This is a genomic window from Curtobacterium sp. AC272 (assembly GCF_979258155.1).
Genome location: NZ_OZ409838.1, coordinates 858,767 through 873,875, shown reverse-complemented (window position 1 = coordinate 873,875; position 15,109 = coordinate 858,767). Strand labels below are relative to the sequence as shown.

15 protein-coding genes and 2 pseudogenes are annotated in these 15,109 nt (G+C 71.9%); 10 read left to right on the top strand and 7 right to left on the bottom strand.

Annotation, left to right across the window (positions count from 1 at the left end; all coding sequences use genetic code 11):
* The first annotated feature begins 92 nt into the window (after positions 1–92).
* The 3 genes and pseudogenes from ACZZ0J_RS04350 (at position 93) to ACZZ0J_RS04340 (ending at position 1,661) form a co-directional block, all read left to right on the top strand.
* Positions 93–1,196: a glycosyltransferase 87 family protein gene (locus ACZZ0J_RS04350; protein ID WP_463435062.1), complete on the top strand. Its 1,104-nt coding sequence runs from the start codon at positions 93–95 to the stop codon at positions 1,194–1,196.
* The gene (locus ACZZ0J_RS04345) at positions 1,157–1,357 is read left to right on the top strand and encodes a hypothetical protein (RefSeq protein ID WP_463435060.1); all 201 of its coding nucleotides are present in this window, start codon (positions 1,157–1,159) and stop codon (positions 1,355–1,357) included. Before ACZZ0J_RS04350 ends, ACZZ0J_RS04345 begins: the two co-directional genes overlap by 40 nt.
* A pseudogene (locus tag ACZZ0J_RS04340) lies at positions 1,354–1,661 on the top strand (thiamine-binding protein). The gene ACZZ0J_RS04345 and the pseudogene ACZZ0J_RS04340 overlap by 4 nt, the downstream one beginning before the upstream one ends.
* Before the next feature lie 49 nt (positions 1,662–1,710).
* Here ACZZ0J_RS04340 and ACZZ0J_RS04335 read toward each other — a convergent pair.
* Positions 1,711–1,905: a hypothetical protein gene (locus tag ACZZ0J_RS04335; RefSeq protein WP_463435058.1), complete on the bottom strand. Its 195-nt coding sequence runs from the start codon at positions 1,903–1,905 to the stop codon at positions 1,711–1,713.
* Positions 1,906–2,029: 124 nt separating this feature from the next.
* Between ACZZ0J_RS04335 and ACZZ0J_RS04330 the strand changes: the two genes are divergently transcribed.
* Positions 2,030–2,215 carry a hypothetical protein gene (locus ACZZ0J_RS04330; RefSeq protein ID WP_123671650.1) on the top strand — a complete coding sequence of 62 codons (186 nt, stop codon included), beginning with the start codon at positions 2,030–2,032 and terminating at the stop codon, positions 2,213–2,215.
* Positions 2,216–2,521: 306 nt separating this feature from the next.
* Positions 2,522–3,787: an MFS transporter gene (locus tag ACZZ0J_RS04325; RefSeq protein WP_123312344.1), complete on the top strand. Its 1,266-nt coding sequence runs from the start codon at positions 2,522–2,524 to the stop codon at positions 3,785–3,787.
* Positions 3,788–3,962: 175 nt separating this feature from the next.
* On the opposite strand, the gene ACZZ0J_RS04320 is transcribed toward ACZZ0J_RS04325, so the two are convergent.
* From ACZZ0J_RS04320 to ACZZ0J_RS04295, 6 genes and pseudogenes are all read right to left on the bottom strand, one after another.
* Positions 3,963–4,634, bottom strand: a complete 672-nt coding sequence (locus tag ACZZ0J_RS04320) for a response regulator transcription factor (protein WP_111086410.1) — start codon at positions 4,632–4,634, stop codon at positions 3,963–3,965.
* An 87-nt stretch (positions 4,635–4,721) separates the two neighbouring features.
* Positions 4,722–6,047, bottom strand: coding sequence for a hypothetical protein (locus ACZZ0J_RS04315; protein ID WP_194647916.1), 1,326 nt, complete (start codon positions 6,045–6,047; stop codon positions 4,722–4,724).
* Positions 6,044–7,201 (bottom strand): sensor histidine kinase, encoded by a 1,158-nt coding sequence (locus ACZZ0J_RS04310; RefSeq protein WP_123339798.1) that lies wholly within the window; start codon positions 7,199–7,201, stop codon positions 6,044–6,046. The genes ACZZ0J_RS04315 and ACZZ0J_RS04310 overlap by 4 nt, the downstream gene beginning before the upstream one ends.
* A gap of 169 nt (positions 7,202–7,370) precedes the next feature.
* Positions 7,371–8,573 (bottom strand): homoserine O-acetyltransferase MetX, encoded by a 1,203-nt coding sequence (gene metX, locus ACZZ0J_RS04305; protein ID WP_194647914.1) that lies wholly within the window; start codon positions 8,571–8,573, stop codon positions 7,371–7,373.
* A 270-nt stretch (positions 8,574–8,843) separates the two neighbouring features.
* Positions 8,844–10,174 (bottom strand): annotated as a pseudogene (locus tag ACZZ0J_RS04300) (bifunctional o-acetylhomoserine/o-acetylserine sulfhydrylase).
* Positions 10,175–10,442: 268 nt separating this feature from the next.
* Complete coding sequence (locus tag ACZZ0J_RS04295; protein ID WP_123339796.1) at positions 10,443–11,534, bottom strand: acyltransferase family protein; 1,092 nt, start codon at positions 11,532–11,534, stop codon at positions 10,443–10,445.
* Between the two features lie 118 nt (positions 11,535–11,652).
* Between ACZZ0J_RS04295 and ACZZ0J_RS04290 the strand changes: the two genes are divergently transcribed.
* From ACZZ0J_RS04290 to ACZZ0J_RS04270, 5 genes are all read left to right on the top strand, one after another.
* Positions 11,653–12,426, top strand: coding sequence for an SDR family oxidoreductase (locus tag ACZZ0J_RS04290; protein WP_463435052.1), 774 nt, complete (start codon positions 11,653–11,655; stop codon positions 12,424–12,426).
* Between the two features lie 69 nt (positions 12,427–12,495).
* Complete coding sequence (locus ACZZ0J_RS04285; protein ID WP_173168683.1) at positions 12,496–13,029, top strand: phosphoribosyltransferase; 534 nt, start codon at positions 12,496–12,498, stop codon at positions 13,027–13,029.
* Positions 13,026–13,745, top strand: coding sequence for a Type 1 glutamine amidotransferase-like domain-containing protein (locus tag ACZZ0J_RS04280; RefSeq protein WP_463435049.1), 720 nt, complete (start codon positions 13,026–13,028; stop codon positions 13,743–13,745). Before ACZZ0J_RS04285 ends, ACZZ0J_RS04280 begins: the two co-directional genes overlap by 4 nt.
* Before the next feature lie 5 nt (positions 13,746–13,750).
* The gene (locus tag ACZZ0J_RS04275; RefSeq protein WP_463435047.1) at positions 13,751–14,434 is read left to right on the top strand and encodes a uracil-DNA glycosylase; all 684 of its coding nucleotides are present in this window, start codon (positions 13,751–13,753) and stop codon (positions 14,432–14,434) included.
* Between the two features lie 9 nt (positions 14,435–14,443).
* Entirely contained in the window at positions 14,444–15,046 is a 603-nt protein-coding gene (locus tag ACZZ0J_RS04270) for an N-acetyltransferase family protein (RefSeq protein WP_463435045.1), read from the top strand.
* Positions 15,047–15,109: the final 63 nt, after the last annotated feature.

Genomic DNA, 15,109 nt, shown 5'->3' with positions numbered 1-15,109 from the left:
ACACGTCATGGTTGGGGGAGCCTGGGATTCTCAGCCGGTTCGGGTGCGCTCGCTGCCGGTTCGGGCGCGCTCGCTGCCGGTACGCTCGTCCGGTGCGCAGGACCGGGAACCCGTGGATCGAACGCGTCGGGTTCGTCCTGGCGTTCGCCGCCGTGCACGCGGCGCTGTGGTGGCTGACCGCGGTCTCGGCGAACCTGCCCCTCGGCGACGTCACCATCACCTACAGCCGGTGGATCGAGACCGGGCGGAGCGCGGACTTCTGGGTCGGGATCGACGGCGAGTGGGTCTACCCGATCCTGGCGATCGTGCCGATGGCCGCCGCAGCACTCGGTGGGATCGCGTCGATCGGCTCCGGGTGGCTGCTGCTGATGGTGTTGCTCGACGCCGTGGCGTGTGCGTTCCTGTGGCGGTTCCGGGCGCGTGGCGCGCTCCGTTCTCTTGCGGACGGCTCGTCGGCGCGTGGCGTGCGGGTCGTGTGGTGGTGGCTCGCCTTCCTGCTCGCACTCGGGCCGATCGCGCTCGGTCGCATCGACACGGTGGCGACGGTGTTCGCGCTGGTCGGGGTGGCCTTCGTCGCCTCGCGGCCGGCGGTCGCCTCGGCGCTGTTCACCGCCGGTGCGTGGACGAAGGTCTGGCCGGCTGCCCTCGTCGGCGTGTTGCTGCTCCTGCGCAAGGGGCACCGCCGCGGTGTGCTGGCGGGCGCCCTCGTGCTCAGTGCGCTCATCGTGCTGGTCGACGTGCTCTGGGGCGGAGCGCCGTACCTGCTGTCGTTCATCGGGGAGCAGACCGGCCGGGCACTGCAGATCGAGTCACCGCTCGCGACGCCGTTCATGTGGGCGGCAGCGTTCGGGGCTCCCGGTGCGGCCGTGTTCTACAACCAGCAGATCCTGACGTTCGAGGTCTCCGGGGCCGGCACGCACGCCGCGGCCGCGGTCTCGACGCCGCTGATGGCCCTCGTGGTCGTCGCCGGTGTCGTCCTCGCGCTGTGGGCCGCACGCCGTGGCGCCCGTCGGGCCGAGCTCGCGCCCGTGCTCGCGCTGCTCCTCGTCGCCGCGCTCATCGCCACCAACAAGGTCGGGTCGCCGCAGTACATCGGGTGGCTCGCCGTGCCGGTCGTGTGGGGCTGGCCGCCGGGGCGCCGAGTGTGCGCCGGTTCGTGCCGATCGCGATCGCCGCGCTGCCCACCGCCGTGCTGACGCAGCTGATCTACCCGGCGTACTACGACCAGGTGCTCACGCTGCAGCCGTGGATGCTCGTGGTGCTGACGCTGCGGAACGTGCTCGAGGTGGCGATCCTGGCGTGGACCGTGGTCGAGCTGGTGCGGATGGGACAGGGTGCGGGCAGGATGGACGCATGATCGTCGCCTTCTCCGTTGCTCCGTCCGGTGGTCCCTCCGAACAGGCGGACGGCTCCGTGCACGACGCCGTCGCCGCAGCCGTGCGGGTGGTCCGCGAGTGCGGCCTGCCGAACCGCACGTCGTCGATGTTCACGGAGCTCGAGGGGAGTGGGACGAGGTCATGGACGTCGTCAAGCGCGCCACCGAGGCCGTCGGCGCCTACGGCACGCGGGTGTCGCTCGTGCTCAAGGCCGACATCCGACCGGGCCACACCGGCGAGATCGACGGCAAGCTCGAGCGGCTCGAGGCGGCGCTCGGCGAGTAGCGCTCGGCGCTCGCACTCGCGCTCGGCGAGTAGCGCTCGGCGCTCGCGCTCAGCGCTTGTCGCGCCGCCGTGCCCGAGTGCGACGGCGAGGATCCGGCCCGAGCACCACGAGCACGGTCAGCAGCGCGATGCCGGCGAGCACCGCGATGAGCACGACGACCATGCCCATCGGGTCGGTGGCGTCCTCGCAGTTCACGGGCGCGCCGGCGCGGCACGAAGCGAGCAGGGTGGCAGCGAGGGTCACGTGCTCATTGAACAACGAGGGCCCGCGCGACACGCCGACGCCCTCCCGCGGATGTCGGTGGTCGGGTGTCTCATGGCCCCTGTCGAGCCACATCCGGTGGCCCCGAGACGACGAGGAGCGCGTGATGACCCACGACGGCTGGTGCCCCGACTGCGACCTGCGAACGGTCGTCATCGACACGGACGAACAGGGCGAGAACGCCTGGGCGACGTGCGCCGAGTGCGGCGCCGGCTGGACGCACCGCGACGAGCTGCCCGAACTCGCTCCCGCATCGACGCGTCCCGCCCACACGGAGCGTCAGGCGGCCTGACCCGGTTCTCCTCGGGTACGGCCGGGCCAGCCCGGTGCGACCCGTGCCGGCCGCGCACGGCGACTTCCGTTCGGCCTTTGGAGCGGTCTACACTGCTCGGACCGGATGGTCGTCGCCACCCGGACCGTCCCGTTCGCTGCTGAACCCGGACCGGCACCCCGTTCGGGCGTGGCCGCGCTGCCGATCGGCACGTGGACCGCGGCGATCGCGGGACGCCTCCGTCACCACCGTCGCCCAGCCGACACCGTCCAGCCGACACCCCGATCCGACGCCGCCCGTGCAGGACGTCGTCCGAGAACAGGCCCCATGTCACAGCTCACGCCTGCGCGTCGCACCGCCGCGCTCATCTCGCTCGCCCTCGGCGGCTTCGCCATCGGGTCGACCGAGTTCGTCGCGATGGGTCTGCTGCCGAACATCGCGCAGGCACTGCTGCCGCAGCAGTACGGCCTCGATCCGGACGCCGGCATCGCGCACGCGGGCTGGCTGGTCAGCGCGTACGCCCTCGGGGTCGTCGTCGGTGCTCCCACCATCGCCGCGATGTCGGCGAAGTTCCCGCGCAAGGGCCTGATCCTCGTGCTGCTCGTCGGGTTCGTCCTCGCGACGATCGCGAGCGCGCTGCTGCCGTCGTTCGGCCTGGTGCTCGTCGCCCGCTTCGTCGCCGGCCTCCCGCACGGCGCCTACTTCGGCATCGCCTCGATCGTCGCCGGCGACATGATGGGCCCGGGCAAGCGCGGCAAGGGCATCGCGATGGTGCTGCTCGGCCTGTCGGTCGCGAACGTCGTCGGTGTCCCCGCGATCACCTGGGTCGGCCAGCTCGCCGGCTGGCGGATCGCCTACGGCGTCGTCGCCGCACTGTTCGCGCTCACGTTCCTCGCCGTCGCGGCCTTCGTGCCGAAGAGCGCCCGTGACGAGCACGCGACGATCGGCCGGGAGCTCCGCGCCTTCCGCGTGCCGCAGGTCTGGATCGTGATGGGCCTCGGCGCCGTCGGGTTCGGTGGGTTCTTCGCCGTCTACTCGTACATCTCGCCGCTGGTGCAGCACGTGACCGGCATGCCGGAGTCGTTCGTGCCGATCGTCCTGGTGGTCGTGGGCATCGGCATGGTCGTCGGCGGTGTGCTCGGCGGTCACCTCGCCGACCACAGCGTGAAGCGCACGATCTACTTCGGGATGTTCTCGCTCATCGGAGCCCTGCTGCTCACGGTGCTGACCGCGCAGTGGCTCTGGGGCATGCTGCTCGGCGCCTTCCTGCTCGGGGCGACCTCGTCGGCGATCCCGCCGGCGGTGCAGTCCCGCCTGATGGACGTCGCCGGCGATGCCCGGACGATCGCCGCGGCGCTCAACCACTCGGCCTTCAACATCGGCAACTCGCTCGGCGCGGCACTCGGCGGTGCGGTCATCGCTGCCGGCTTCGGGTTCGTCGCGCCGGGCTGGCTCGGCATCGTCCTCGCGCTGCTCGGCGTCCTCGTCACGATGTTCAGCTACTCGGTCGAGCGTCGCACCACGCGCCGTGCCGCGCTGCGCTCCCCGTCGCCGAGCACCGGACCGATCACCGCGCCGGTCCCCATCCACTGACCGCGCGCAGTGGGCGCGCCCACCCACCGGACGGGAGGCCCGTGGCGACGCCGCCACGGGCCTCCCGTCCGACGTGGGGTGCGGCAGACCGCCCATGGTGAGCAGAAATGGTCGGGTCCCGTGATGGGACCCGACCATTTCTGCTCACGAAGCGAGTGCGCGGACGCGCCGCGCGCTACAGGCCCAGCGGGCCACCGTCCTGCACGATGATGCCGTCGGTGATCGCCCGCTTCCGGAGCGCCACCTTCGTGCCCACGTCGAAGCCCGCGACGCGGTACTTCTCGCGGATCCGCTTGAGGTAGCTCTTCGCGGTCTCCTCGGAGATGCCGAGCTGGTACGCGACGCTCTTCACGGGCTCGCCACCGCCGTACAGCGCCATGACGCGGCGCTCCTGGGCGCTGAGCTTCGGGACGCCACCGACGTCGCCGCTGTTGATGGCCAGGTCGAGCTCGGCGGAGACGTACTGCTCGCCGCGCTGGGCGGAGCGGATCGCCTCGACGATCATGTCGGCGTCCTCGCTCTTCACCAGGTAGCCGAGGGCACCGGCCGCCAGGGCCTCGCGCACGACGTTCGGCTCCGAGTAGGTGCTCATCACGACGGTCTTCACACCGGCGGTCTTGAGCGTCGAGATCTTCAGCGACACCGGGATGGAGTCCTTGAGGTCCAGGTCGAGCAGCACCACGTCCACCGGGAACGCCGGGCTCGTCAGGAGCTCGGGCCAGGTCGTGACGGCGGCCACCAGGGTGATGTCGTCGGCGGCGCTCCGGATCCACTCCGTGAGCGCGCCGAGGAGCATCCTGTGGTCGTCGACGAGTGCGAGTCGGATGGGTTCCTCTGGAGTCGCCATGCGGGCGTCCTTTCTCGGGGGCAGTTCGTGCCCGATCCTAGGAGGGAGGGGCACGTGGCACGGGCAGGCTGTCCGGGTGTCCGGCAGCTACATCGACGGATGTCGGTCCACGACGCAGTGGGCGACGATGTGGAGCGCGCCGTCGCGGACGGTCTCGGTGTACGGACCGATGCGCTGCAGGGCGCTCCAGGCGGTGGGGCCGAGGCGTCGGCGCTGGACGCCGCGGGACTCGATCACGACCGGCACGTCCATCCGCTCGTCGGTGACGGGGTGGCCGTCGGACCCGACCGGGCCGAGCGTGACCGAGACGACCGGCAGACCGGGGGTGGCGGTGCGGCCGTCGCCGACCATCTGCCACAGGGCCTGCAGCAGTCCGTCGCGCTGCGCCGGGGTGAGGTGTCCGGCGAGGGCGCTCGGATCGGCGACGCTCACCGAACGGCCGAGGTGGTCGGACTCCGTGATCGCGTGGTACAGCCAGGTCTCGCGCCGTCCCTCGATGAGGTGCAGGCGGAGCTCGGTCGCGAGCGAGGCCGCGACGGAGCTCGAGGCGTCCGACAGCGGCAGGGGATCGGTGCCGTTCGCGACGGCGTCGAGCAGCTTCTCGGCGGCCAGGTCGAGTCGGGCGAGCTCGTCCGAGGCGAGCATGCCGACCGCGAACTGCGGCGCCTGCACGTTGCTCTGCACGAGCACCCGGTCGAGTTCCCGCTGCACGAGCTGCCGGAACCGCTGCACGACGTACAGGGCGATCGACGGCGGCACGACGACCAGGGCGAGCAGGGACACGATGCCCGGCAGCGTGTCGTTCGTGATCGGGGTCGAGGCGACGCTCATCCCGATGAACGCCAGGCCGAGGACCGCGATGGCCGCGGCGACCTCTCGCGCGGGTCGGAGCGTCGCGATCGGCAGGAGCGCGAAGCCCGCGGCGATCGACGCCGACGCCGTGTGGGCGATGTCGTGCTCGGGCCAGATCCCGATGAAGTCGAGGGTCACGACACACGCGAGCACGACGCAGATCAGCACGAAGGCCAGCCCGGTCAGCCGCTCGCCGTAGGTCAGCACGCTCAGGCCGACACCGACCGCGGCGACGATGTAGAGCATCCAGGCGGCTGCGGGCAGCCACGGGTCGGAGAAGTCGGACCAGCGGACCAGGAAGTACACGATGCCGGAGACGGCCTCGATGGCGGTGAGCACCGCGGCGCCGAGGCCGAGGTACCCGGCTCCGAGTGAGGCGCCGGGCTTGGCGGCCTGGCGGAGCGACCGTGCGCCGGTCGAGGTCGAGGGGAGCCCGCGGGCCTGCCGACGCTCGCTGGTGCGGTAGCGCTCGCGCGCCTCGCGACGGGTGCGGGGCGGCTGCTGACCGGTGGACTCGCCGGGCAGGCCGCGGCTGATGGTGTCCTCGGGGACCCGGGTCATCGCGGTGCCTCCAGGACGACGGTGGTGCCGGAGCCCGGCGCGGAGAAGAGCTTGGCGTCGCCGCCGACCTCGCGCAGCCGGCTCACGACGCTCTCCTTGAAGCCGAGTCGTTCGGCGCTGACGGTGGTCAGGTCGAACCCGACGCCGGAGTCCGTGACCATGGCGCGCACCATGTCGTTGTCGTGCACGATCGTGACGTGCGCCTCGCCGACTCCGGCGTGCCGGCGGACGTTCTCGAGGCACTCGCCCAGCGCGAGCAGGAAGGCGTCGAGCACGTGCGACGGCAGCAGCACCTGACCGGTGCCGTGCCAGCTGACCTCGAGGCCCATCCGCCCGAAGCGCTGCTTCACCGACTCGAGGGTCTGGCCGAGCGGCGACTCCTCTTCGCGGGTGAGCGAGTAGTCGCCGGACTGCGACGGCTGCGGGGTCGCGCCGAGTCGCAGGTGGCGGAGGAGTCTGGCGTCCTCGGCAGCTTGCTCGCGCATGGCCTGCTCGGAGACCCCGACGCCGGAGTGGGCGAGGAGCGTGAGCGTCGCGAGGACCGTGTCGTGCAGCAGCCGCGCCCCCTGCCGCCGCTGTGCCTCGGTCTCGCTGGCCTGGCGTTCGGCGCGGTGCGCGGTGCCGATGCTGTAGATCCGTCGGGCGACGCGGGGGATGCTGCGCGAGATCCAAACGGCCACGACCGCGATGAGCACCCAGCCGAGCAGGGCGCCGCTGACGGGCGTCGACAGGAACCCGCCGGTGGCCCACACCATCACGACGACGACGATCGCGCCGGTGCCGATCGTGAGTCCGAGGCCGAACGGCTGGCCGCGCTGCGCCATCAGCGGGGCGGAGAGCGAGCCGCCCGCGAGCGGCATGACGGCGCTGGCGACGAGCGGGCGGACCGATTCGTCCACGCCGGAGAACAGCAGCGCGAGCGAGGCGAGCCCCGTGACGAGGATCGCGGCGGTCCACCACACGGTGCCACTGCGCCCGAAGAACACGAACGCGGCGACCATCGCGGCGATGCACAGCAGGGCGCCCACGAGTGGCAGGGCGGAGACCGCGGCGGCGGAGACCACGCCGACGACGCTGATGAGCGCGCAGACGATGCCCACGACACGGGTCGTCGCCCGCAGCAAGCGGTCGCGTTCCTGTGCGATGAATTCCATCGATGTCCTGGTTGGTGACGAGCTGGTGTGACGGGTGGTGCGGGAAACCGAGCCTCGTTCAGTCGGGCTCGCAGCCATCCAACCACGGGCGACACCCGTTGGGGGGTGTTCGGCGCGCCGTGCCGCGCGTGCCGCGCATGCCGCTGCCCCGGTGCGCGCCGTGTCGCGCTCAGCCGTCGAGCAACCGCCGCAGGTGCGCGCCGACCTGCTCGTGCTCGATGAGGAACCCGTCGTGCCCGAACTCACTCTCGATCACCGCGGCCGTGTCACCGTCGAGCGTGGCCGGCACCCCCGCGGCGATCCGGTGCTGGTCCTCGATCGGGAACAGCCGGTCGCTCGAGATCCCCACGACGAGCGTGCGAGCCGTCACGAGTTCGAGCGCGGCCGCGACACCGCCCCGCCCGGCACCGACGTCGTGGGAGTCCATCGCGTGCGTGAGCGTGATGTACGACGACGCGTCGAAGCGCCTCGTGAACTTGTTGCCGTGGAAGTCGAGGTAGCTCTCCACCGAGAACCGCCCGTCGTCGCCGAGCGGGGACACATCGCTCTGCCACGACCGGGCGAACCGGCCGTTCAGCTCGTCCGACGCCCGGTAGGTCATCAACGCCATCCGCCGCGCGAGCGCCAGCCCGCGGTGCGGACCCTCGCCGGCGTCGGCCTCGTAGTAGTCGCCACCCGCGAACGCCGGGTCCATCTGGATCGCCGAGCGCTGCAGGGAGTTCGCCGCGATCTGGTCCGCCGTCGTCTGCGCCGTCGAGGCCAGCACCGCCAGCCGCTGGACGCGTGCGGGGTGCGACACCGCGAACTCGAGCGCGTGCATCCCGCCCATCGACCCGCCGACGACGGCCGCGAACACGTCGATGCCGAGCCGGTCCGCGAGCTGGCGCTGCACCTCGACCTGGTCGCGCACGGTGACGAACGGGAACCGCGAGCCCCACTCGACCCCGGTGGGTGCCACCGACGACGGCCCGGTGGTGCCCTGGCAGCCGCCGAGCATGTTGGGCGCGATCACGAACCAGTGGTCGGTGTCGATCGCGAGGCCGGGTCCGACGACGTCGCCCCACCAGCCGGCGGTGCGGTGCCCCGGACCGGGTGCGCCCGCGACGTGCGAGTCCCCGGTCAGCGCGTGGAACAGCAGGACGGCGTTGTCGCGCGCCGCGTTGAGCGTGCCCCACGACTCGTACGCCACCCGCACGGCCGGCAGCCGCCCGCCGCGCACCCACTGCTCGCCGAGGGATGCGAAGTGGCGCGCACCCGGGTGGTCGCCGGGGCGCCAGGCGCCGGTGACCGGCGGCTTGCCGATGGTGCCGAGTTCGGCACCGGGCACCAGGGTGGACGGCACGGAGTCCTCGGGGGTCGTCTGCCAGTCCATGGTGCGTCCAGTCTGCCGGGAGGCGCGGGTCGCCGCCGCCGTGTTACGTCACGTCCGCCCCGTGGCCGGGTCCCGGGCCGCGCTCGCGTCGTCCTGGTCCGGGCGTCTGCGGGTGGGTGCGCGGGCGGGTGCGACAACGTCGACGTCGTACGACATCGAGGAAGTCGCACGGCCGCGTCGACAACTGTTGCACGGGCGGGGAGACGACAAGGTCGACGTCGTGCGACGTCGACCTTGTCGTTCCGAGTCGGTGCCCGGGCGGGAAGAACGCTAGGCGCGCTGCCCCTCCTGCGAGACCGCACGGGCCGCGGCGAGCCCGGCCTCGAGGTCGGCCTTCAGGTCCTCGATGTTCTCGATGCCGACGGACAGGCGCACCAGGCCCGGCGTGACCCCGGTGGTGAGCTGCTGCTCGGGCGTGAGCTGCGAGTGCGTGGTCGACGCCGGGTGGATCACGAGCGAGCGCACGTCGCCGATGTTCGCCAGGTGCGAGAACAGCTGCAGGTTGTCGACGAACGCCTTGCCCGCGGGCACCCCGCCCTTGAGCTCGAACGACAGCACGGCGCCGACGCCCTTCGGCGCGTACCGGTTCGCCGCGGCGTACCAGGGCGACGTCGGCAGGCCGGCGTAGGCGACGGTCGCGACGTCCGGGTGCTGGTCGAGCCACTCGGCGATCTCCTGCGCGTTCGACACGTGGCGCTCGATGCGGAGCGACAGGGTCTCGATGCCCTGCAGCAGTGCGAACGCGGTGTCCGCCGAGTTCGACGCGCCGAGGTCGCGGAGCAGCTGCACGCGGGCCTTCACGATGTAGGCGAGCTCGTTGCCGACGGCCTCGGCGAAGACCGCGCCGTGGTACGACGGGTCGGGCGTGTTGAACTCCGGGAACTTGTCCGGGTGCTGGACCAGGCGAACTTCCCGCCGTCGACGATGATGCCGCCGATGACGGTGCCGTGGCCGCCGAGGAACTTCGTCGCCGAGTGCACGACGATGTCGGCCCCGTGCTCGAACGGACGGATGAGGTACGGCGTCGCGATCGTGTTGTCGACGATCAGCGGGACGCCGGACTCGTGCGCGACGTCGCTGACGCCGGTGATGTCGAGGACGTTGATCCGCGGGTTGCCGATGGTCTCGGCGAAGAAGAGCTTCGTGTTCGGGCGGACGGCGCGGCGCCACTCCTCGAGGTCGTCCTGGTCCTCGACGAACGTGGTCTCGATGCCGAGCTTCGCCAGCGTGTACTTGAACAGGTTGTACGTGCCGCCGTAGATCGACGACGACGACACGATGTGGTCGCCCGCACCCGCGATGTTCAGCACGGCGTACGTCTCCGCCGCCTGGCCGGACGCCACGAGGAGCGCGCCGCTGCCGCCCTCGAGTGCCGCGATGCGCTGCTCCACGACGTCGTTCGTCGGGTTCATGATGCGGGAGTAGATGTTGCCCGGCTTGGCGAGGGCGAACAGGTCGCGGGCCTCGTCCGAGTTCGCGAAGACGTACGAGGTCGTCTTGTAGATCGGGGTGGCGCGGGCGCCCGTGGTCGGGTCCGGCTGTGCGCCGGCGTGGACCTGCGTGGTCTCGAACCGCCACTGCGCGGCGTCGTTCTCGGTCATCTTGGTGCTCCTGTCCGGTGCGGCTGGGTGATGGGTTCGGGTGAGCTCGAGGGGGCCACGCCGGCCGGTCCCGAACAGACGCGCCAGCGGCTGGTCGGCCGTGCCCGGTGGGGATGCTGCTTTGCGTCGGGTGTCACGGTACGCAGGTGGCCGGGCCCGCACCACCGCACCCGCCTTCGGACGTAACGCGCGCGCCCGACGCGCCACGGGCCTCCCGTCCGTCCGTCCGCACCGTGCTGTCACCGTCGGACGGTGCGAGGTGGCACCGCTACGCCGCGTCGCGACGGAACAGCCAGCCGACGTTCGGTTCGAGCAGCCAGCGCATCCCGCGCCGCACGAAGGGCTGCGCCAGGAAGAGGCTGACCGCGCAGGCGATCGCGACCATCAGGAGCACGAACGGCCACGCGGAGTGCGGGCCGGCGAGCACGCCGGACTCGCGGATCGGGTAGAGCACGAAGGTGTGCAGCAGGTAGACGTACATCGTCGCCGCACCGAACTGCGTGAGCCAGATGTTCCGGCGGGGGATGAGCACCAGGAACGAGGCGGTCAGCAGCGTCGCGAGCAGCATCAGGCCGAAGCGCACGGCACCCGCCCACCAGGCGTCCTCGCCGAGACCCGAGTACGAGTCGTCGTAGAAGAACCAGTGGTGCAGGTCGAACTCCTTGAACTGCGGGATCCACACCGCGCAGGACACGGCCCACGCGGCGAACACCACGCCGGCGGCGACGCGCACCCGCACCACGGTGCGACGCGAGGCCTCGTACCAGCGGTCGAAGAGCCCCCACTGCTTGACCTGCCACCCGAGCAGGAAGAACGGGAGCAGGCTGATCGCGCGCGAGAGGGACAGCGTGGAGTCGACGTTGTCGAAGTAGCCGACGCCGATGCTGAACACGACGGCCCAGAACAACGGCCACCGCAGCTGCGCCAGGTACGGCAGGATCAGTTTGAAGATGCCGAGGGCCAGCAGGAACCACAGGGTCCAGGTCGGCTGCGTCGGGTTGAAGTCCTTGCCGCCCTCGACGATGCCCTGCACCACCGTCCAGATCGTCTGCATGATGATGTACGGCACGACGATGTCGGTGATCGTCCGGCGCATGCGTTTCGCCGTCGGGGTGTCGGCCGACGAGAAGTAGCCGCTGATCACACCGAACGCGGGCATGTGGAACGCGTAGATGAACGTGTAGAGCGCCAGGGCGTGCTCGCTCGCCGTCGTCTGGCGCTGGATCGCGTGGCCGATCACCACGAGGGTCACCGCGACGAACCGCGCGGTGTCCCACATCGGGATACGGCGCGGTGCCCGGCCGGGTTCGAGCTGCGTCGCCGGGGCCGAGGGAGCGGGAGGGGCGGCATCCGTCGTCATCGTCGGTCACGTTACCGGATCGTGACCTGGGAGGGTCGGTACGGTTGCTGCGGGGCGATCGGTTGCCCCGACACCGGGGCGAGCAGTCGCCCCGACACCGACGCAGGAGGCAGATCACATGGCAGCACGGCGCGCAGTCGTCACCGGAGCGAGCTCGGGCATCGGGGCGGCCACCGTCCGGCTGTTCCGATCGCGAGGCTGGGACGTGCTCGCCGTCGCACGCCGGGCGTCCAAGCTCGAGGCGCTCGCCGCGGAGACCGGGGCCGAGGTCCTGGTGGCGGACATCACGAGTGCTGCCGACGTCGAGGCGCTCGCCGCCCGCGTCGCCGAGCTCGGCGGCGCCGACGTCCTCGTGAACAACGCCGGCGGCGCGTTCGGCTCGGCCAGCGTCGAGGAGTCCGACGTCGACGACTGGCGGGCCATGTTCGAGGTGAACGTGATCGGCACGAAGCGCGTCGTCGCCGCGCTGCTGCCGCACCTGCGAGGCCGTGCGCGCGACACCGGGGGAGCGGACATCGTCACGGTGACGAGCACGGCCGGGTTCGTGGCGTACGAGAACGGCGGCGGCTACAACGCCGCGAAGTTCGCCGAGCACGCCCTGGTCGGCGCGCTCCGGCTCGAGCTGAACGGCGAGCCGATCCGCGTCGTCGAGATCGCCCCCGGCCTGGTGAAGACCGACGAGTTCGCACTCACCCGCTTCCGCGGCGACGAGCAGAAGGCCGCTGCGGTCTACGACGACGTGCCGGACCCGCTCGTGGCCGACGACGTCGCCGAGGCGATCGTGCACGCGGTGGAGCTGCCGCCGCACGTGAACCTCGACCTCGTCACGATCCGGCCGGTCGCCCAGTCGGCGCAGCACAAGCTCGCGCGCGGGACGCTCACGCCGCGCTGATCGCCTGCGCAGCGCCCGGGCGGTGGCCACAGGTCGCGGGCGCGGGGTCCCTGCCGGTACCGTGGACGGATGCCGATCAGCAGCGAACCCGAGCCCACGGCCCCGGCTCAGTCGACCGTGACCGTGACGAGCGGGCCCGAGGTGCTCGGATGGCTGGAGTTCGGTGACGCCGCACGCCTGCTCGCGAAGGACGTGCTGTCCTCCGGCTTCGAGCCCGAGGTCGTCGTCGCCGTCGCCCGCGGCGGGCTGATCATCGCCGGTGCCGTGGCCTACGCGCTCGGCACCAAGGAGTGCGGCTCGATCAACGTCGAGTTCTACACCGACGTCGAGCAGCGCCTGGACGAGCCCGTCGTGCTCGCACCCGCGCTCGACGCCCCGAGCCTGGCCGGCAAGCGCGTGCTCGTCGTCGACGACGTGTCGGACTCCGGTCGGACCCTCCGTCTGGTGGTCGACATCATCCGGAACGCCGGTGCCGACGTCCGCAGCGCCTGCCTCTACTCGAAGCCCGGCACCGTCCTCGAGCCCGACCACGTGTGGCGCCGGGTCGACGGCTGGATCACGTTCCCGTGGAGCGCCCTCGCACCGGTGACGGCCGAGTCGTGAGCATCCACCTCGTCGGCGGTGGACTCTTCGCTGCCTCGGACGCCGCAGCGCCCTTCCTCGCCGAGGCCACCGCACGCTCGGCCGCCGTCGGCCGGACGGTCCCGCGCATCGCTCTGCTCTCCGTCGCCGGCCCGGACGGCGGCAGTCCGTCGTCGACGGCCGACATCGCCGAGGTGCTCGGCGGTGCCCGCGCGGCCGAGGTCGTCGTCACCGAGGTCGCGGCCGGCGAGGTGTTCGACACGACCGTCCTGAGCGACGTCGACGCGCTCGTCGTCGGTGGCGGTGTCACCCCCGACTACCTGGGCGCGATCGCCCCGCTCGTCGACCAGCTCCGGTTGCTCGTCGCCGACGGCCTGCCCTACCTGGGCTACTCGGCCGGCGCGATGATCGCCGCCGACCGCGCGCTCGTGGGCGGCTGGCGCATCGGCGGCGTCGAGATCTGCCCCGAAGCGGCGTCCGAGGGCCTCGACGAGGTCGAGCTCCGCGAAGGGCTCGGCCTGGTCGACCTGACCATCGACGTCCACGCGGTGCAGGCCGGCACCCTCGCCCGCCTGATCGCGAGCGCCGAGGCGGAGTTCGTCACCGCCGGCCTGGCGATCGACGAGGACACCGCCCTCGTCGTCGGCGAGGGCGCGCTCGAGGTCCGGGGCACCGGCAGCGTCTGGCGGGTCATGGCCGGCGAGGAGTCGGTGGCCGTCGCCACGATGGGCGCGTAGCCGTCGTGGAACCACGACCGCTCGCCGACCTGGTCGACCCGGGCTGGGCGTCGGCGCTCGCTCCGGTGGAGGCCGACGTGCACCGCATGGGTGCCTGGCTCCGTGACGAGACAGCGGCTGGCCGCAACTACCTGCCGGCCGGCGCCGACGTGCTCCGGGCCTTCACCACGCCGTTCGACGCCGTGAAGGTGCTCGTGGTGGGGCAGGACCCCTACCCGACGCCGGGCAACCCGATCGGGCTGTCGTTCGCCGTCGACCCGGCAGTTCGTCCGGTGCCGCGCAGCCTGGCGAACATCTACAAGGAGCTCACCGCCGACGTCGGCGTGACCCCGCCGGCGCACGGTGACCTGCGCGCGTGGTCGGACCAGGGCGTGCTGCTGCTCAACCGTGTGCTCACGGTCCGTGCGGGCGACGCCGGCAGTCACCGCGGCAAGGGCTGGGAAGCCGTCACCGACCAGGCCGTCCGCGCACTCGTCGCCCGGGGACCCTCGCTCGTCGCCGTGCTCTGGGGCGCGCAGGCCGCGTCCGTCCGGCCGCTGCTCGGCGACACCCCGGTGGTGGCGTCGGCGCACCCGAGCCCGTTGAGCGCGTCGCGGGGCTTCTTCGGCAGCCGGCCGTTCTCGCAGGTCAACGCGCTGCTGCAGGAACAGGGCGCGGCACCGGTCGACTGGTCGCTGCCCGCTCAGTAGGCTCGGCACGTGCTCGAGGAGGAATACCAGCGACGGCGGGTCCTGCCGCGACACCTGCGTGCCCGGCCGGTGAGCGAGACCGCGTTCGAGTACCGGATCCGTGCCGCCGAGGCGAGTGACCTGCCCGACGTCCGTGAGATCCACACGCACTACGTCCGCAACTCGTCGGTGACCTTCGACCCGTCAGCGTTCACCTTCGCCCGGTGGAAGCAGCGCTACGACGACATCCGGAAGCGCAAGCTGCCCTTCCTGGTGGCCGAGAACCCCGCCGGGCAGATCCTCGGCTACGCGCTCGTGGACGCCTGGAACCCGCGCGACCGCTCGAACCGGGTGGTCGAGGACTCGATCTACCTCGGAGCGGCCTCGGGTGGCAAGGGGCTGGGCCGTGCGCTCATGGAGGCCCTGCTCGACGAGTGCCGGTCCGCCGGGGTCCGCGAGGTCGTCGCCGTGATCGCCGACCGACAGGCCGAGGCCTCGATCCGCCTGCACGAGCGGCTCGGCTTCGAGGAGGTCGGCCGGATGGGCAAGGTCGGCTACAAGTACGACCGGTGGCTCGGCACGGTGACGATGCGCCTGCGGTTGCGCGGTCCCCGCCTCTTCGCGCGCAAGTAGTCGGTCCGTCGTCCGTCGTCGTTCGGTCGCGGTGGGCCGCGCCGAGGTTCCGAGATCTGCGCA